The sequence below is a fragment of the Pseudomonas sp. GM18 genome, assembly GCF_000282195.1.
Lineage (GTDB): Bacteria > Pseudomonadota > Gammaproteobacteria > Pseudomonadales > Pseudomonadaceae > Aquipseudomonas.
The window spans coordinates 12,850-30,872 of the sequence record NZ_AKJT01000097.1 but is presented as its reverse complement, the minus strand read 5'-3'; the positions used below and the strand labels follow the sequence as shown (position 1 = coordinate 30,872).

Here is an 18,023-nt window from a genome sequence, read left to right as displayed (position 1 = left end):
GCTGCCGGGCACGCCTAACCGGCTGATGAGGTACCACACAAGATGTTTAGTTTTATTGCCCGCCGATTGGGGTTACTGATCCCCACGTTCTTCGGCATCACCTTGCTGACTTTCGCGTTGATCCGCATGATTCCTGGCGACCCCGTGGAAGTGATGATGGGCGAACGTCGGGTCGACCCCGAAATGCATGCTCAGGCAATGGAACGCCTAGGTCTGAACAAACCGCTGTATGCCCAATACCTGGATTACATTGGCAAACTGGCCCACGGCGATCTCGGCGAATCCCTGCGTACCCGTGAAAGCGTCTGGACCGAGTTCAGCTCTCTATTCCCCGCGACCCTGGAACTGGCCACGGCCGCCATGTTGTTCGCCGGCATCCTGGGCCTTCTGGCCGGGGTGATTGCGGCACTCAAGCGAGGGTCCCTGTTCGACCATGGGGTAATGGGTGTCTCCCTGGCGGGATACTCGATGCCGATCTTCTGGTGGGGCCTGATCCTGATCATGTTCTTCTCGGTGAGCCTGGGCTGGACCCCGGTGTCCGGGCGGATCGACCTGCTCTACGACATCGAGCCACGCACCGGCTTCATGCTCATCGATACGTTGCTGGCCGATGACGTCGGAGCGTTCTTCGATGCCCTGCATCACCTGATCCTGCCAGCCATCGTGCTCGGCACCATCCCGCTGGCGGTGATCGCGCGGATGACCCGTTCGTCGATGCTCGAAGTGCTGCGTGAAGACTACATCCGTACCGCTCGCGCCAAAGGCCTGTCGCCGGCGCGCGTGGTGTTCGTGCACGGCCTGCGCAATGCGCTGATTCCGGTACTGACGGTGGTCGGCCTGCAAGTCGGCACGCTGCTGGCCGGCGCGGTCCTGACCGAAACCATCTTCTCCTGGCCCGGCATCGGCAAATGGCTGATCGAAGCCATTGGCGCACGGGACTATCCCGTGGTGCAGAACGGCATCCTGTTAATCGCCTGCCTGGTGATTCTGGTCAACTTCGTAGTGGACATCCTCTACGGCTTTGCCAACCCACGCATCCGTCATCAGCGCTGAGATCAAGACCATGACCACTCTCACTACACCGGTAGCAGTCGATCAAAGCCTGCTGTATCCGTCGCCCTACAAAGAATTCTGGCATGCGTTCTCCAGGAACAAAGGGGCCGTCGCCGGCCTGATGTTCATGCTGCTGGTAATTTTCTGCGCAATCTTCGCCCCATGGGTCGCGCCACATAACCCGAGCGAACAGTACCGTGACTTCCTGCTGACCCCGCCGTCCTGGCTGGCAAACGGGCAAATCCAGTTCCTGCTGGGTACCGATGAACTCGGTCGTGACTTGCTGTCGCGTCTGATCCACGGCTCACGCCTGTCGCTGATGATCGGCCTGTCGTCGGTGGTGATGTCGCTGATTCCGGGCATCCTGCTGGGACTGTTCGCCGGGTTCTTCCCGCGCGTGCTCGGCCCGACCATCATGCGCCTGATGGACGTCATGCTGGCCCTGCCGTCCCTGCTGCTGGCCGTGGCGATCGTCGCCATCCTCGGCCCTGGCCTGATCAACACCGTGATCGCGATCGCCGTGGTGTCCCTGCCGTCCTATGTTCGTCTGACCCGCGCCGCGGTGATGGGCGAGCTGAACCGCGACTACGTGACCGCCGCGCGCCTGGCCGGTGCCGGTCTGCCACGTCTGATGTTCATCACCGTGCTGCCCAACTGCATGGCGCCGCTGATCGTTCAGGCCACCCTGAGCTTCTCGTCGGCGATTCTCGATGCCGCGGCACTGGGCTTCCTCGGCCTTGGCGTACAACCGCCAACCCCTGAGTGGGGCACCATGCTGGCTTCGGCTCGCGACTACATCGAACGCGCCTGGTGGGTGGTGAGCTTGCCTGGTTTGACCATTTTGCTCAGCGTGCTGGCAATCAACTTGATGGGCGACGGCCTGCGCGATGCGCTGGACCCGAAACTCAAGAACGCCGCCTGAGGAGATTCAAATGTCACTGTTAGAAATCAAGAATCTCAACGTTCGCTTCGGCGACGCTAACGCCGTACCGGTGGTCGATGGTCTCGACATTTCCGTGGAAAAGGGCGAAGTACTGGCCATCGTCGGCGAATCGGGTTCCGGCAAGTCCGTGACCATGATGGCGCTGATGGGCCTGATCGAGCATCCGGGGATCGTCACCGCCGACGCCCTGAATTTCGACGGCAAGAACATGCTCGCGCTCAGCAACCGTCAGCGTCGGCAAATCGTCGGCAAAGACCTGGCGATGGTCTTCCAGGACCCGATGACCGCGCTGAACCCGAGCTACACCGTGGGCTTCCAGATCGAAGAAGTGCTGCGCCTGCATCTGAAAATGTCCAGGAAGGACGCTCGCAAGCGCGCCATCGAACTGCTGGAAAAAGTGGAAATCCCCGGCGCCGCCAGCCGTATGGATGCCTACCCGCATCAACTCTCCGGCGGCATGAGCCAGCGTGTTGCAATCGCCATGGCAATTGCCGGCGAACCGAAACTGCTGATCGCCGACGAACCGACCACGGCACTCGACGTAACGATCCAGGCGCAGATCATGGACCTGCTGCTGGCCCTGCAGAAAGAGCAGAACATGGGCCTGGTGCTGATTACCCACGACCTCGCGGTCGTGGCCGAAACCGCCCAGCGCGTGTGCGTGATGTACGCCGGCCAAGCGGTTGAAGTCGGTCAGGTGCCACAACTGTTCGACATTCCGGCGCACCCGTACAGCGAAGCGCTGCTCAAGGCTATTCCAGAACACAGCCTGGGTGCTGCGCGCCTGTCGACACTACCGGGCATCGTTCCCGGTCGTTACGACCGTCCGCAAGGTTGCCTGCTGTCGCCGCGCTGCCCGTACGTGCAAGACAATTGCCGCACCCAGCGTCCAGCCCTTGACCAGAAAAGCAACAGCCTCGCCCGCTGCTTCTACCCGTTGAACCAGGAGGTGGCGTAATGGCCGTCGTACTTACCGCCCGCAACCTGACCCGTCACTACGAAGTGTCCCGCGGCCTGTTCAAGGGTCATGCGACCGTGCGCGCCCTCAACGGTGTGTCGTTCGAACTGGAAGCCGGCAAGACCCTCGCCGTAGTGGGCGAATCGGGTTGCGGCAAATCCACCCTGGCCCGTGCCCTGACGTTGATCGAAGAGCCTTCCTCCGGCTCGTTGAAAATCGCCGGGCAGGAAGTCGCCGGTGCCGACAAGGCTCAGCGCAAGCAACTGCGTAAAGATGTGCAGATGGTGTTCCAGAGCCCTTACGCATCGCTGAACCCACGGCAGAAAGTCGGTGATCAACTGGCTGAGCCGCTGCTGATCAACACCAACCTGAGTGCCGCCGAACGTCGCGAGAAAGTCCAGTCGATGATGAAGCAGGTGGGCTTGCGTCCCGAGCACTACCAGCGCTATCCGCACATGTTCTCCGGCGGTCAGCGCCAGCGCATCGCCCTGGCCCGCGCGATGATGTTGCAGCCGAAAGTGCTGGTGGCGGACGAACCGACCTCGGCGCTGGACGTGTCGATTCAGGCGCAGGTACTCAACCTGTTCATGGATTTGCAGCAAGAGTTCAACACCGCCTACGTGTTCATCTCCCACAACCTGGCGGTGGTTCGCCACGTTGCCGATCACGTGATGGTGATGTACCTCGGCCGTCCGGTGGAAATGGGCCCGAAAGAGGACATCTACACTCGTCCCCTGCACCCGTACACCCAGGCGCTGCTGTCGGCCACTCCGACCATCCACCCGGATCCGGACAAGCCGAAAATCAAGATCGTCGGCGAACTGCCAAACCCGCTGAACCCGCCGTCCGGCTGCGCCTTCCACAAGCGCTGCCCATACGCGACCGAGCGCTGTGCCATCGAAGAGCCGCTCCTGCGCCTGCTCGACACCCGCCAGGTGGCTTGCCACTACGCCGAGCAATTCCTCGACGGCGCGGCCTGAAAAAAAGCGCCCCGGATGCCGGGGCGCGCTTTTGCTGAGTTGACCAAACCCCTTCTGCCTCGATTGCGCATCAGTCAGGCAGACGGGGTTTTCTTTTGCCTGTCATTCAGGCTCAAGTGTCGTCTTCGTTGCTGTCTGGGTCGTCGGTCGAGTCTTCATCGTCCGAGCTGCCCGATTCCGATGCGGCGAGCATCAGCTCGCTGTGCACGCCTTGCCCGCTCCAGGCCTGCTCATCATGGTTCGTGCACTCCGCCCACGCCGCCGACGTGCCGAGGGATAGCATCACCAAAACCTTCAGCAGCAACACAATGCGTTGAATAATGCTCATAGCCGATTCCATCCTTTCTTGGGTGAAGCATGGGTGCCGGAATGGCGCAGAGAGAAATTTAGCGCGATTCTCCAGATAGGACGCTAACGAAGGTCGGGAAATGCCGTGAGAAGGGAGATTGGTTTCGAATAATGACTATAACCAGATCAACTAAGTGATGCGGGTTCGCTGCGCACGGAAGGACCTTCGGCAGCTCATACAGGGGTCGTGGTGCGGCATGCCGCCCGGCCAATAAAAAGCCCCGAGGCTCGCGCATCGGGGCTTTTGGGTTTGCAACTCAGCGCTTAGTGATGCTCACGCGTCGCACGGAATTTCACGTCCGGCCAGCGCTCTTCCATCAGTGCCAGGTTGACCCGGGTCGGAGCCAGGTAGGTCAGGTGACCGCCGCCGTCGAGGGCGAGGTTTTCCACGGCCTTGTTGGTGAATTCCTCAAGCTTCTTCTTGTCGCCGGACTCGATCCAGCGCGCGGAATACACCGTGATCGGCTCGTAGGAGCACTCGACCTTGTATTCCTCTTTCAAACGGCTGGCGACCACATCGAACTGCAGCACACCGACGGCGCCGAGAATGATGTCGTTGCTGCGCTCGGGGAAGAACACCTGGGTGGCGCCCTCTTCGGCCAGCTGTTGCAGGCCTTGGCGCAGTTGCTTGGATTTCAGCGGATCGCGCAGGCGTACGCGGCGGAACAGTTCCGGGGCGAAGTGCGGGATGCCGGTGAAGCCCAGGGCTTCACCTTCGGTGAAGGTGTCGCCGATCTGGATGGTGCCGTGGTTGTGCAGGCCGATGATGTCGCCGGCGAACGCTTCTTCCAGTTGTTCACGCTCGGAGGAGAAGAACGTCAGCGCGTCGCCGATCCGCACATCCTTGCCGGTGCGCACATGGCGCATTTTCATGCCTTTTTCGTACTTGCCGGAGCAAATGCGCATGAAGGCAATGCGGTCGCGGTGTTTCGGGTCCATGTTCGCCTGGATCTTGAACACGAAACCGCTGAACTTCTCTTCCACTGGCTCGACGGTGCGCTCGTTGGCGACACGGGCCAGTGGTTTTGGCGCCCAATCGACCACAGCGTCGAGCACGTGATCGACACCGAAGTTGCCCAGCGCGGTACCGAAGAACACCGGGGTCAGTTGGCCGTCGAGGAATTCCTGCTGGTTGAACTCGTGGCAGGCGCCCTGCACCAGTTCCAGCTGCTCGATAAAACGCTCGTACTCGTCACCCAAGTGCGCGCGCGCTTCATCGGAATCGAGCTTCTCGATGATTTTGGTTTCGGTGCGCTCGTGACCGTGGCCGGCGGTGTAGACGATGATGTAGTCATCGGCGAGGTGATAAACACCCTTGAAGTCGCGGTAGCAACCGATCGGCCAGGTGATCGGCGCGGCCTTGATCTTCAGGACCGCTTCGATTTCATCGAGCAGTTCGATCGGGTCGCGAATGTCACGGTCGAGTTTGTTGATGAAGCTGACGATCGGCGTGTCACGCAGACGGCAGACGTCCATCAGGGCGATGGTCCGTGGTTCTACACCCTTACCGCCGTCGAGAACCATCAAGGCCGAGTCCACCGCAGTCAGGGTGCGGTAGGTGTCTTCGGAGAAGTCTTCGTGGCCCGGGGTGTCGAGCAGGTTGACCATGTGGTCGCGATACGGGAACTGCATGACCGACGTGGTAATGGAAATACCCCGTTGTTTTTCCATTTCCATCCAGTCGGAGGTGGCATGGCGGTCGGACTTGCGAGACTTCACCGTGCCGGCAACCGCAATCGCCTTGCCCATCAGCAAGAGCTTCTCGGTGATGGTGGTCTTACCGGCATCGGGGTGGGAAATAATGGCGAAAGTGCGGCGTTTCGCGACTTCGGCGGCCTGTTTGGTCATGGGAAATCGCCTGGCGGTGATTCAAAAAAGGGCGGCGAGTATAGCTTAAAAAGTGATCTACGGACCAGCCGGGTACAGGCCTGCCACACAACCTGCAGGAGCGAGGCTTGCCCGCGAATGGGCCACCACACATCCCTACTGAAACACCTCAAATATCTCTTCATCGGGAACATCACACTGTCATGCAGGTCGGTTACATCAGTAGCTGTCCAGGACCGCACGACGGAAGCGTGCAAAAACGCGACATTTTTTGTTGATCTCAAGCCCCTCACGCCCTAAAGTTCGCGCCGAACGTCCATGCTGGAAACGATCCATCCGGCTCAAGTACTGACGACGAGACAGCAAGGCCAAGGGAAGCACCGCCTCCCATGGCCTTTTTGCTTTCGGCGACATGCCTTGGGAAGTAGGCGAACCAAAGTGGGGATACGGAGGGCGTTCATTTGCACCCATTGATTTTACGAGTTTGCCCATAGGAGCTCCCAGGTATGTCGATCCAGGTCGAAGACTATTTCGCGCGCGATACCTTCCAGAAAATGAAGGCCTTCGCCGACAAACAAGAAACCCCGTTCGTGGTGATCGACACCGCGATGATCGCCCAGGCCTATGACGACCTGCGTGCCGGTTTCGAATTCGCCAAGGTCTACTACGCGGTCAAGGCCAACCCGGCCGTGGAAATCATCGACCTGCTCAAAGAGAAAGGCTCGAGCTTCGACATCGCCTCGATCTATGAGCTGGACAAAGTGCTGAGCCGTGGCGTCAGCGCCGACCAGATCAGCTACGGCAACACCATCAAGAAATCCAAAGACATTCGTTACTTCTACGAAAAAGGCGTTCGCCTGTACGCCACCGACTCCGAAGCCGACCTGCGCAACATCGCCAAGGCCGCTCCGGGCTCGAAAGTCTACGTACGTATCCTGACTGAAGGCTCGACCACTGCCGACTGGCCTTTGTCGCGCAAATTCGGCTGCCAGACCGACATGGCCATGGACCTGCTGATCCTCGCTCGCGATCTGGGCCTGGTGCCTTACGGCATCTCGTTCCACGTCGGTTCGCAGCAGCGCGACATCAGCGTCTGGGACGCGGCAATCGCCAAGGTCAAAGTGATCTTCGAGCGTCTGAAAGAAGAAGACGGCATCCACCTGAAGCTGATCAACATGGGTGGCGGCTTCCCGGCCAACTACATCACCCGCACCAACAGCCTGGAAACCTACGCTGAAGAAATCATCCGCTTCCTGAAAGAAGATTTCGGCGACGATCTGCCGGAAATCATCCTGGAGCCGGGCCGTTCGCTGATCGCCAACGCCGGCATTCTGGTCAGCGAAGTGGTGCTGGTGGCGCGGAAATCCCGTACCGCAGTAGAGCGATGGGTGTACACGGATGTGGGCAAGTTCTCCGGCCTGATCGAAACCATGGACGAAGCCATCAAGTTCCCGATCTGGACCGAGAAGAAAGGCGAGATGGAAGAAGTGGTCATCGCCGGCCCAACCTGCGACAGCGCCGACATCATGTACGAAAACTACAAGTACGGTTTGCCGCTGAACCTGGCGATCGGTGATCGTTTGTACTGGCTGTCGACCGGTGCGTACACCACCAGCTACAGCGCTGTTGAGTTCAATGGCTTTCCGCCGCTGAAGTCGTTCTACGTGTAAGCGCCGTACGCAGAAATCAAAAAGCCCATGACGTGTCATGGGCTTTTTTGTGCCTGCGATGATCGTGCGATGATCGTTCCCACGCTCTGCGTGGGAATGCCTCAACGGACGCTCCGCGTTCGGCTTTGGATGGGACGCGGAGCGTCCCGGACTGCATTCCCACGCAGAGCGTGGGAACGATCTATCCCGGAGTCAGCTCCCGAGCACGCTGTTGATACTCGGCGGCCAGCACGTGAATTCTTGGATCAGACGACATCGACAACGCCTTGCTCGCCACCCGCAAGAATTTCAGATTCCCGCCATCGAGTGCCTTGCGCAGCCAGGCCACCGCTTCGTCGATGTTCCCCTCATCCGCCACCACCGCGGCATAACTGAACTGCCCGCGAAAATCCCCGCCGACCGCCGAGCGTCGATACCAGTCACGCGCAGCTTGCGGATCTGCTGGGCAATCGCGCCCCTCTTCCAGATAACGCCCCAGCAGGTTCATCGATTTTGCGTGGCCCAGTTCAGCGGCACGCCGATAGAGATTCAGTGCTTGCGCCTGATCCTCGATCACCCCGCGCCCAGTGGCCAGCAGATTGGCGTAGTTGTATATCGCCCAATCCAGTCCGGCGTCAGCGGCAACGCGATAATGCCCCGCGGCTATCGAGGCATCGGCGACGCAACCCCAGCCATGTTCATGGCAACGGCCGAGCATGTTGCGCGCCATCAGATGCCCACGCCGTGCGGCGATCTCGAACCAGCGCACGGCCAGCGGTTGGTCCTGTTCGATGCCCTGCCCGTCCAGCAGGATTTGCCCGAGCAAGGCCTGAGCATCGACAACACCTTCGCGAGCGGCGAGCAGAATCGCCTGGGCTGCGCGCGCCGGACTTTCCTCCAGCATGGCCTTGAGGCGATCACCGTCGAGGACTTCCTCGCGGCGCAATTGATAACTCATACCTCGACCCAGCGACGCAACAGGTTGTGGTAAGTGCCGGTCAGGCGGATCAATGAAGGATGGTCGGGCATGTCCTGGGTCAGCTGCTGAATCGCCCCGTCCATCTCGAACAGCAAGGCGCGCTGGCTGTCATCGCGGACCAGGCTTTGAGTCCAGAAAAACGACGCATACCGAGCGCCACGCGTAACGGCGTTGACCTTGTGCAGGCTGGTGCCGGGATACAGGACCATATCGCCGGCCGGCAACTTCACACGCTGGGTGCCGAAGGTGTCCTGGATTTCCAGTTCGCCACCGTCGTAATCCTCCGGCTCACTGAAGAACAGCGTCGCCGACAGGTCGGTGCGCACCCGCTCGATGCTGCCCTTGGGCTGACGCACGGCGTTGTCGATGTGGAAGTCGAAACTGCCACCGGCCGTGTAACAGTTCAGTAACGGAGGGAAGACCTTGTGCGGTAACGCCGCTGACATGAACTGCGGATTTTTCCACAACCGTTCAAGCATTGCGGCACCGATTTCCTGAGCCAGCGGATGCCCTTCAGGCAGTTGCAGATTGTGCTTGGCCTTCGCCGACTGGTAACCGGCGGTAATTTTCCCATCGGCCCAATCCGCCTGCGCCAGGGCCTCGCGAATGCGCTGCACTTCTTCTTTCGCGAACACGCCGGGAATGTGCAGCAACATGAAAAGACACCTGAAGGCAAAGGGACGCTAATGGTATTGATTCTTATTGCCTATGTAAAACCCGAGAGACGAATGAAACCGTAAAAACCGTAAAGACAAATTGTAAAGAATGTAAATTTGTCTCGAATAGTAAAGTTTCGCAATTGATACAAATACGTATTTACTCTACATTCCGCGGCCTCAAATCCTTGGGGAGGGGAATTCACATGTCACGCCAACAACCACAATCAACGGTCAATTCACCGCGTTTGCTCGCGTCTGCAATTGGCGTGGCGATCACTGCAGGCTCCGCGGGGCACATGGTTTTCGCGGCCGAGAAGACCGACGAAAAAGTACCCGGCAATGCGATTTCCCTGGACGCGACCAGCGTTGTCGGCGAGCAGGATGACACCTCCTACAAGACCGATACCTCGGTTTCCAAGAAGTACACCGCGCCACTGCGCGAGACGCCGAAAAGCGTCACCGTGATCCCGCAACAAGTGATTCGCGACACCGGTGCCACCAGCCTGGTCGACGCCCTGCGCACCACCCCGGGCATCACCTTTGGTGCTGGCGAGGGCGGCAACCCGGCCGGCGATCGCCCGATCATTCGCGGCTTCAGCGCCGAAAGCGATGTGTTCGTCGACGGCATGCGCGACGTGGCGTCCCAGAGCCGCGAGATCTTCAACGTTGAATCGATCGAAGTCAGCAAGGGGCCGGGGTCGGCCTTCACCGGCGCCGGTTCGACCGGTGGCAGCCTGAACCTGGTGAGCAAGACCGCCAAGCTGGGCAACGCCTACAACGGCGGCTTCACCTGGGGCTCGGACCAGACCAAGCGCACCACCCTCGATCTGAACCAGCAAATGACCGACACCTCGGCGTTCCGGCTGAACCTGATGAAGCACGAAGCCAACGTCGCCGGGCGTGATGCCGTGGACGTCAGTCGCTGGGGTGTGGCACCGTCCTTCGCCTTCGGCCTGGGCACCGATACCCGCTTGACCGTCGGCTACTACCACGTCGAAACCGACGACATGCCCGACTACGGCATCCCGTTGACCTTGAGCCCCAACCGCAGCAAGTACAACGTCGACAAGCCGGCCAACGTTAACCGCGACAACTTCTACGGCCTCACCGGTCGCGACTATCGCCAGACCAGCAACGACAGCGGCACAATCAAGCTCGAACACGATCTGAACGATAGCCTGACCGTGTCGAACAGCTTCCGCATGTCCCGTTCGACCCTGGACTACATCGTCACCAACCCTGACGACAGCAAGGGCAACGTGGCCAACGGCAGTGCCTACCGTGGCGCGAAGAGCCGTAACTCGACGTCCAGCGGCTGGATCAACCAGACCGACCTGAGCGCCAAATTCAACACCGGCGCTATCGAGCACAGCCTGGTGACCGGTCTGGAGTTTTCCTATCAGGACACCCACAACCGTCCGTACCTCCTGACCTCCAGCGCCAGCGGCACCCGGTGCAACCGCGGCCTGTTCAACTCCGGCGACTGCACCAGCCTGTACAACCCGACGCCTGGGGATAACTGGAACGGCACGATCACCGACAGCAACGCCTTCACCGACACCGACACCAAGACCGCCGCGGCCTACGTGTTCGACACCCTGAAGTTCAACGAGCAATGGTCCCTGAACCTGGGCCTGCGTTATGACAACTATCAGGTCGAATCCAGCGGCTTCGCCAACGCCAGCAGCACGGCTCCCGCGGGCAGTTTCTCCCGTCAGAACACCAGCGACCTGGTGAACTACCAGATCGGCGTGGTCTACAACCCGCTACCAAACGGCAGCATCTATGCCGCCTACTCGACGTCCAGCAACCCGGCCGGCGAAACCAGCGGCAACGGTGGCCTGGAACTGGCGGCGAACAACAGCAATCTGGACCCGGAAAAGAACCGCAACTACGAAATCGGCACCAAGTGGGACTTCTTCGGTGACGACCTGTCGCTGACCGCCGCGCTGTTCCGCACCGAGAAAACCAACGCGCGTATCAACGATCCGGACGGCGGCACCACCCAAGTGCTGGACGGCGAACAGCAGGTCAATGGCCTGGAACTCACCTACACCGGCAAGCTGACCCGTAACTGGCGAGTCTTCGGTGGCTACACCTACATGGACAGCGAAGTGGTCAAAACCACCCTCGCCGCCGATGAAGGCAACCACATGCCAAGCACCCCACGGAACAACTTCACGTTCTGGTCGACCTACGACCTGGTGCCGGACAAGTTGACCGTCGGTGCCGGTGCGACCTTCGTCGACTCCCAGTTCGGCAACGTCGCCAACTCGGTGGAGATCCCGTCCTACTGGCGTTACGACGCGATGGCCAGCTACCGCCTGACCAAGAACGTCGACCTGCAACTCAACGTGCAGAACCTGGCTGACAAGCGTTACTTCGACCAGGTATTCCAGACGCACTACGCCCATGTGGCGCCGGGCCGCACTGCCCTGCTGAGTGCAAACTTCCACTTCTGATAACAGAAGCGTGAAAGCCAAGGCGCTTAGGCAAAAGCCCCGTTCATCAAAGTGAACGGGGCTTTTGTGTGTAAAAAAGAATGCTTCTCGACAACTCACGGCATAATGCGCGCCGTGATGATGACTTTTGAACGAACAAGGCGAGCGACGTGTTGAAGAAATCCCTGTTCCAGTTGCACTGGTTTTTCGGCATCAGCGCCGGACTGGTCCTGGCCCTGATGGGCATTACCGGGGCGGCAGTATCGTTTCAGGATGAAATCCTGCGGGCGTTGAACCCCTCTGTGCTGCATGTCGAAAAGCAGGCCGCCGGCGTGCTGCCGCCAGCCGAGCTGGTGGAGAAAATCGAAGGGGCGTCGGGCAAGACCGTCTCGATGCTCTGGGTCGAGACCGATAGCGGCAACGCTGCGCGGGTGATCTTCACGGCGCCGCCAGGCGAACGTCGCGGGCAGATGCGTTATTTCGACCCGTACACCGCCGAGTTCATGGGCGACGTCACGGGCCAGGACTTCTTTGGCCTGATGCTGCAACTGCACCGCTTCCTGGCCATGGGGGATACCGGTCGGCAGATCACCGGCGCCTGTACGCTGATTCTGGTGTTCTTCTGCCTGTCCGGCCTGTACCTGCGCTGGCCGCGCCAGTGGAAAAGCTGGCGCGCCTGGCTGACGCTGGACTGGAAGAAAAAGGGTCGCAGCTTCAACTGGGACCTGCACTCGGTGGCCGGTACCTGGTGCCTGGTGTTCTACCTTTTGGCGGCGTTGACCGGGTTGTCCTGGTCGTACGAGTGGTACAACAAAGGCCTGACCCGGCTGCTGTCCGACTCGCCGCAGAACGAACGGGTGCGCAGTGGTCGCGGCCCCGCGCCAAGCGGCCCGGCTCCCACCGCCGATTACACCGCCATGTGGAGCAGCATCTACAGCGCCGCCGGCCCTGGTCTTTCGTCCTACAACATTCGGATGCCGCCAGTGGCCGGGCAACCGGCAACCGTGTTCTACCTGCTGAAAGATTCGCCCCACGACCAGGCGCGGAACCAGATCATCCTCGATCCGGTGACAGGCGCCGTCAGCCGTCATGACCGCTACAGCGACAAAAGCCTCAAGGCGCAACTGCTGACCAGCATCTATGCGCTGCACGTCGGCAGTTATTTCGGGGTGGTCGGGCGAATCATCCTGACCATCGCCGCGCTGAGCATGCCGCTGTTTTTCGTCACGGGCTGGTTGCTGTACCTGGACCGTCGGCGCAAGAAACGCCAGATCAAGGACGCCCGCAAAGGCCTCGCGCAAACGGGCAGCAACGCGCCAGCATGGCTGATCGGCTTCGCCAGCCAGAGCGGGTTTGCCGAGCAGCTCGCCTGGCAGACTGCCGGGCAATTGCAGGCCGCCGGATTACCGGTGAAGGTTCAACCGCTGGCCGATGTCAGCGAACAGGACCTGCGAGATTCCAGCAATGCACTGTTTGTGGTCAGCACCTTCGGCGACGGTGAAGCGCCGGACAGCGCCCGTGGCTTCGAACGCAAAGTGCTGGGTCGTGCACCGAGCCTGCACAGCTTGAACTACGCTGTGCTCGGCCTCGGCGACCGCCAGTATCAACACTTCTGCGGCTTCGCCCGTCGCTTGCACACCTGGCTGGGCGAGCACGGCGGCAAGACCTTGTTCGCCCCGGTGGAAGTCGACGGTGGCGACCCTTACGCCCTGCGTCACTGGCAACAGCAACTCGGTCTGCTGACTGGCCAGGCGCCAGTCGACACCTGGCAAGCGCCAAGTTACGACAACTGGATCCTGGTCCGTCGCGAGCTGATGAACCCGGACAGCAGCGGTTCACCCGTGTATTTGCTGGGCCTCACCGCCCCCACTACCAGCAGTTGGCTGGCCGGTGATCTGGTGGAAGTGCTGCCGCGCAATGGTTCGTGGGCCATCGAGCATTTCCTCGAAGGCTTGGGCATTGACGGTCGCGCCACGGTAGAGCTCGATGGCCTGTCCCACACTCTGGAACATGCCCTGGCCAGCCGCCAACTGCCCGAGAACCGCACTCATCTGGTCGGCCTGCACGCGCAAGCGCTGGTGGCTGCTTTGGTGCCGCTGGCCCTGCGCGAATACTCCATCGCCTCGATCGCCGCCGACGGCGTGCTGGAATTGATCGTGCGTCAGGAACTGCACCCTGACGGCCGCCTGGGCGTCGGTTCCGGCTGGTTGACCGAACACGTCCCTGTGGGTGGTCACATCAGCCTGCGGGTGCGGCGCAACAGTGGTTTCCATTTGCCGAACGAGCCGGTACCGATGATCCTGCTGGGCAACGGCACCGGCCTGGCCGGGTTGCGCAGCTTGCTCAAGGCACGGATTGCCGACGGACAGCAGCACCACTGGCTGCTGTTTGGCGAGCGTAATCGGGAACACGATTACCTGTGCCGTGCAGAACTGGAAGAGTGGTTGATCAACGGTGATCTGGTGCGTCTGGACCTGGCGTTTTCCCGCGATCAGGCCGAGAAGGTTTATGTGCAGGATCGCCTGCGCGAGTCTGCCGATGATTTGAAAAAATGGCTGGCCGATGGCGCCGTAATTTACATCTGCGGCAGTTTGCAGGGGATGGCTTCCGGAGTGGACCAAGTGCTCAATGAAGTGCTGGGTGCGGATGAAGTCGAGCGCCTGATCGAACAAGGCCGCTACCGCCGCGACGTCTACTAATAGCGCGGTACATGATCGTTCCCACGCTCCGCGTGGGAATGCAGCCTGGGACGCTCCGCGTCCCTTCCAGAGCCGAACGCGGAGCGTCCGTTGAGGCATTCCCACGCAGAGCGTGGGAACGATCATGCATCAAGCCCTCAAACCGGCTGCAACTTACGCTCAAACACCCCCACCCCATCCAGATCTCGCAGCACGACACTCAACTCCCCCGTCTGCCCATCGATGTTCACCTCGCCAAAAAACTGAAACCCGGCAAACGGCGAGGTGTTCTGCGCCGCGGGTGCCTTCTGGAATACCACCTCGGGGCCAAAGGTTTTATCCAGCGCATTCGGCCCGAAGCTCCCCGCATTCAGCGGCCCCGCGACAAATTCCCAGAACGGTTCGAAGTCCTGGAACGCCGCGCGATCAGGATGGTAATGGTGCGCCGCACAGTAATGCACATCCGCCGTCAGCCAAACGAAATTGCGCACCTGCTGCGCCCGCAGAAAGCCCAGTAATTCAGCGATCTCCAGCTCACGGCCTTGAGCCGGGCCCGGATCACCGTTGGCCACCGCCTCCCAACGCGCCACACCGGGGCTGACTTCGCCGTCCGGGACGCCGAGGCCGATGGGCATGTCGGCGGCGATGACTTTCCATTGAGCCTGGGAGCCTTTCAATTCACGTTTGAGCCAATCCAATTGCTCTCGACCGAGGAACGGTTTGGCGGCACCGAGGTTGTCGTCATTGGCGCCCCGGTAGCTGCGCATGTCGAGCACGAACACATCGAGCATCGGCCCATAACTCAGCTTGCGATAAATCCGCCCGCCACCGTCGGCGCTCTGCAAACGCATCGGCGCATATTCCAGCCAGGCCTGCCGCGCGCGGCCCACCAGGCTGTGGATATCTTTGCTCTTGTAGCGATCATCCAGTTGCTTGCCCGGCGACCAGTTGTTCACCACTTCGTGGTCGTCCCACTGCCAGATCTGCGGCACTTCGGCGTTGAAACGACGGACGTTTTCGTCCATCAGGTTGTAGCGGTAATTGCCGCGATACTCGTCGAGGGTCTCGGCGACTTTGCTCTTGGCTTCGCTGGTGATGTTGCGCCACACCCGCCCGCTTTCGGTGGTCAGTTGCGCCGGCACCGGGCCGTCGGCATAGATGGTGTCGCCGCTGTGGATAAAAAAGTCCGGCAGGCGCAGACGCATGGCTTCATAGATGCGCATGCCGCCGATGTCCGGGTTGATGCCGAAGCCCTGGCCAACCGTGTCGCCACTCCAGACGAACCGAATATCTCGCCGAGCGCTTGGCACACTGCGCAGATGGCCGAACCAGGGTTCACTGGCGACACCGCTCTGGGCGTCTTCGAACGTCACGCGGTAGAAAATCGCCTGATCGGCGGGCAGGCCGGTGAGTTCGACCCGTGCGGTGAAGTCGGTGCGGGCATCGGCCAATGGCGAGACGAATCGACGCGGGTTGCTGAACAGGCTGCGTGTGTCCCATTCCACCACCATCCGCGCCGCACGGTCGCTACGGCTCCAGATCATCGCCCGGTCGCCCAGCAAGTCGCCGGACTGCACGCCATCGGTGAGTTGCGGCCGATCCTTGACCGAAGCAATCACCGCCGGGGCCAGGCCGGGCAGCAACAGCCCGGCCCCGACAGCTTGTATGACACGACGGCGGCCGAGGTCGAATTCGCTCATGGTGCTCTCCCTGAAAAAGGAAAACTAAAGCACGGCCGCATGAATCAGGCATGACACAAATAAGATCTATGCGTTAGCCGGTTCCAACGCCAACTCCACCGTTTCCGGCCGCTTGAGCACCGAATACACCACCGCCGTCAGCAAACTCCCGGCCACAATCGCCAGCAGATACAACAGCGCATGGTTGATCGCATTCGGAATCAGCATCACGAACAATCCACCGTGCGGCGCCATCAGTTTGCAGCCGAAGTACATCGACAACGCGCCGGTCAGTGCACCGCCGGCGATGCTCGCCGGAATCACCCGCAGCGGGTCTTTGGCCGCGAACGGAATCGCCCCTTCGGAGATAAAGCACAGCCCCAGCACCAGCGCCGCTTTACCGGCCTCGCGCTCAGTCTGGGCGAACTTGCGCCGGGCGATGAACGTGGCGATGCCCAGGCCAATCGGCGGCACCATGCCGGCGGCCATGGTCGCGGCCATCGGTGCATAACTCTGCGACGCCAGCAGCCCCACCGAAAACGCGTAAGCCGCTTTGTTGATCGGTCCGCCGAGGTCGACGCACATCATGCCGCCCAACAGCACACCGAGCAGAATCGCGTTGGTGGTGCCCATGCTGTCGAGGAAATGGGTGAGCCCCGCGAGCATCCCGGCCACCGGTTTGCCGACCACGTAGATCATCACCAGACCGGTGAACAGGCTCGCCAGCAACGGAATGATCAGGATCGGTTTCAGCGCCTCAAGACTTTGCGGCAAGCGCGCATAGCGATTGATCGCCTGCGCCGCATAGCCAGCGATGAAACCGGCAATGATCCCGCCGATGAAACCGGCGCCCAGGGTACTTGCCAGCAAACCACCGATCATCCCCGGCGCCAGGCCCGGGCGGTCAGCGATCGAGTAGGCGATGTAGCCCGCCAGCAGCGGCACCATCAGTTTGAACGCGGTCTCGCCGCCGATCTGCATCAGCGCCGCCGCGAGCGTGCCTTGCTCCTTGAACGCAGTGATGCCGAACACGAAGGACAAGGCGATCATCAGACCGCCCGCCACCACCATCGGCAACATGAACGAGACACCGGTCAGCAGGTGTTTGTAGAGGCCGGTCTTCTCTTGCTTGACCGGGCCTTTGGCGCCGGTCGAAGCGCTTTCCTGCTTGCCTTCGGCCAGGGCTTTGTTCAGCGTCGCTTCGGCCTGTTTCAGGGCGATGCCAGTACCACAACGATAGATTTTCTTGCCGGCGAAACGCTCGGTGGCAACTTCGATATCGGCCGCCAGCAGCACCACGTCGGCATCGGCAATCGCCGCTGCGCCAAGTGGGTTGCGCGCACCAACCGAGCCCTGGGTTTCCACTTGCAGGTCGTAACCCAGACGCTTGGCCGCTTGCTGCAAGGCTTCGGCGGCCATGAAGGTGTGGGCGACGCCGGTCGGGCACGCGGTGACGGCCACCAGACGCGGTGCATTTTTAACCACCGCAGCAGGTTCGGCGGTGGCTTCAGCCGCGACGTAAACCTCGGCTTCCTCTACCCCACGGCGCAGCACGGCTTCGACATCTTGCAGGGCCTGGGCCGGGGTGCTCTGGAACACACGTTTACCGACAAAGCGCGACATATCCACCGGCGCGCTGGTGACCAGCAACACCCACTCGGCGGCCTCGAGGGTCGCCGCCGACAGTTGGCGTTCCGGATGGGCCGCGTCAATCACTTCGACGCTGGTGCTCCAGCCCTGACGCTGGGCCGCTGCATCGAGCAGACGAGCGCACAGCACACTGGTGACCATGCCGTTCGGGCAGGCCGTAACAATGGCTAATTTCATTG

The 18,023-nt window shown here is 61.0% G+C and carries 13 protein-coding genes; 7 read left to right on the top strand and 6 right to left on the bottom strand.

Annotated elements, in window-relative coordinates; all coding sequences use genetic code 11:
- Window positions 1-42: 42 nt before the first annotated feature.
- The 4 genes from PMI21_RS04320 to PMI21_RS04335 are packed head-to-tail and all read left to right on the top strand — an operon-like array spanning window position 43 to window position 3,934.
- Window positions 43-1,053 (top strand): ABC transporter permease subunit, encoded by a 1,011-nt coding sequence (locus PMI21_RS04320; RefSeq protein ID WP_007941108.1) that lies wholly within the window; start codon window positions 43-45, stop codon window positions 1,051-1,053.
- Window positions 1,054-1,063: 10 nt separating this feature from the next.
- Window positions 1,064-1,975: an ABC transporter permease subunit gene (locus PMI21_RS04325; protein WP_007941107.1), complete on the top strand. Its 912-nt coding sequence runs from the start codon at window positions 1,064-1,066 to the stop codon at window positions 1,973-1,975.
- Window positions 1,976-1,985: 10 nt separating this feature from the next.
- Window positions 1,986-2,954, top strand: coding sequence for an ABC transporter ATP-binding protein (locus PMI21_RS04330; RefSeq protein ID WP_007941106.1), 969 nt, complete (start codon window positions 1,986-1,988; stop codon window positions 2,952-2,954).
- The gene (locus PMI21_RS04335) at window positions 2,954-3,934 is read left to right on the top strand and encodes a peptide ABC transporter ATP-binding protein (RefSeq protein WP_007941105.1); all 981 of its coding nucleotides are present in this window, start codon (window positions 2,954-2,956) and stop codon (window positions 3,932-3,934) included. The genes PMI21_RS04330 and PMI21_RS04335 overlap by 1 nt, the downstream gene beginning before the upstream one ends.
- Before the next feature lie 112 nt (window positions 3,935-4,046).
- Here PMI21_RS04335 and PMI21_RS04340 read toward each other — a convergent pair whose 3' ends face one another.
- Window positions 4,047-4,262 (bottom strand): hypothetical protein, encoded by a 216-nt coding sequence (locus PMI21_RS04340; RefSeq protein WP_007941104.1) that lies wholly within the window; start codon window positions 4,260-4,262, stop codon window positions 4,047-4,049.
- Window positions 4,263-4,546: 284 nt separating this feature from the next.
- Window positions 4,547-6,130: a peptide chain release factor 3 gene (locus PMI21_RS04345; RefSeq protein WP_007941102.1), complete on the bottom strand. Its 1,584-nt coding sequence runs from the start codon at window positions 6,128-6,130 to the stop codon at window positions 4,547-4,549.
- 485 nt (window positions 6,131-6,615) lie between these two features.
- Between PMI21_RS04345 and PMI21_RS04350 the strand changes: the two genes are divergently transcribed.
- Entirely contained in the window at window positions 6,616-7,779 is a 1,164-nt protein-coding gene (locus tag PMI21_RS04350) for a type III PLP-dependent enzyme (RefSeq protein ID WP_007941098.1), read from the top strand.
- A gap of 181 nt (window positions 7,780-7,960) precedes the next feature.
- Here the strand turns inward: PMI21_RS04350 and PMI21_RS04355 are convergent, their stop codons facing one another.
- Together PMI21_RS04355 and PMI21_RS04360 are read right to left on the bottom strand one after the other, a co-directional pair.
- Complete coding sequence (locus tag PMI21_RS04355; protein ID WP_007941096.1) at window positions 7,961-8,716, bottom strand: tetratricopeptide repeat protein; 756 nt, start codon at window positions 8,714-8,716, stop codon at window positions 7,961-7,963.
- Complete coding sequence (locus PMI21_RS04360) at window positions 8,713-9,393, bottom strand: Fe2+-dependent dioxygenase (protein ID WP_007941095.1); 681 nt, start codon at window positions 9,391-9,393, stop codon at window positions 8,713-8,715. The genes PMI21_RS04355 and PMI21_RS04360 overlap by 4 nt, the downstream gene beginning before the upstream one ends.
- A 206-nt stretch (window positions 9,394-9,599) precedes the next feature.
- Here PMI21_RS04360 and PMI21_RS04365 point away from each other — a divergent pair, with 206 nt between their 5' ends.
- Window positions 9,600-11,858 carry a TonB-dependent receptor gene (locus PMI21_RS04365; RefSeq protein WP_007941093.1) on the top strand — a complete coding sequence of 753 codons (2,259 nt, stop codon included), beginning with the start codon at window positions 9,600-9,602 and terminating at the stop codon, window positions 11,856-11,858.
- A gap of 149 nt (window positions 11,859-12,007) precedes the next feature.
- Window positions 12,008-14,536: a PepSY domain-containing protein gene (locus PMI21_RS04370; RefSeq protein ID WP_007941091.1), complete on the top strand. Its 2,529-nt coding sequence runs from the start codon at window positions 12,008-12,010 to the stop codon at window positions 14,534-14,536.
- Between the two features lie 137 nt (window positions 14,537-14,673).
- On the opposite strand, the gene PMI21_RS04375 is transcribed toward PMI21_RS04370, so the two are convergent.
- A complete protein-coding gene (locus PMI21_RS04375) occupies window positions 14,674-16,215 on the bottom strand; it encodes an alkaline phosphatase D family protein (RefSeq protein WP_007941090.1) in 1,542 nt (513 codons plus the stop codon).
- A 66-nt stretch (window positions 16,216-16,281) separates the two neighbouring features.
- A complete protein-coding gene (locus PMI21_RS04380) occupies window positions 16,282-18,021 on the bottom strand; it encodes a PTS fructose-like transporter subunit IIB (protein ID WP_007941089.1) in 1,740 nt (579 codons plus the stop codon).
- Window positions 18,022-18,023 lie beyond the last annotated feature (2 nt).

Coding starts and splice junctions, on each gene's coding strand:
- PMI21_RS04375 (WP_007941090.1), bottom strand. CDS start 16,215: ATGAGCGAATTCGACCTCGGCCGCCGTCGTGTCATACAAGCTGTCGGG.
- PMI21_RS04330 (WP_007941106.1), top strand. CDS start 1,986: ATGTCACTGTTAGAAATCAAGAATCTCAACGTTCGCTTCGGCGACGCT.
- PMI21_RS04340 (WP_007941104.1), bottom strand. CDS start 4,262: ATGAGCATTATTCAACGCATTGTGTTGCTGCTGAAGGTTTTGGTGATG.
- PMI21_RS04365 (WP_007941093.1), top strand. CDS start 9,600: ATGTCACGCCAACAACCACAATCAACGGTCAATTCACCGCGTTTGCTC.
- PMI21_RS04350 (WP_007941098.1), top strand. CDS start 6,616: ATGTCGATCCAGGTCGAAGACTATTTCGCGCGCGATACCTTCCAGAAA.
- PMI21_RS04355 (WP_007941096.1), bottom strand. CDS start 8,716: ATGAGTTATCAATTGCGCCGCGAGGAAGTCCTCGACGGTGATCGCCTC.
- PMI21_RS04380 (WP_007941089.1), bottom strand. CDS start 18,021: ATGAAATTAGCCATTGTTACGGCCTGCCCGAACGGCATGGTCACCAGT.
- PMI21_RS04335 (WP_007941105.1), top strand. CDS start 2,954: ATGGCCGTCGTACTTACCGCCCGCAACCTGACCCGTCACTACGAAGTG.
- PMI21_RS04320 (WP_007941108.1), top strand. CDS start 43: ATGTTTAGTTTTATTGCCCGCCGATTGGGGTTACTGATCCCCACGTTC.
- PMI21_RS04345 (WP_007941102.1), bottom strand. CDS start 6,130: ATGACCAAACAGGCCGCCGAAGTCGCGAAACGCCGCACTTTCGCCATT.
- PMI21_RS04325 (WP_007941107.1), top strand. CDS start 1,064: ATGACCACTCTCACTACACCGGTAGCAGTCGATCAAAGCCTGCTGTAT.
- PMI21_RS04360 (WP_007941095.1), bottom strand. CDS start 9,393: ATGTTGCTGCACATTCCCGGCGTGTTCGCGAAAGAAGAAGTGCAGCGC.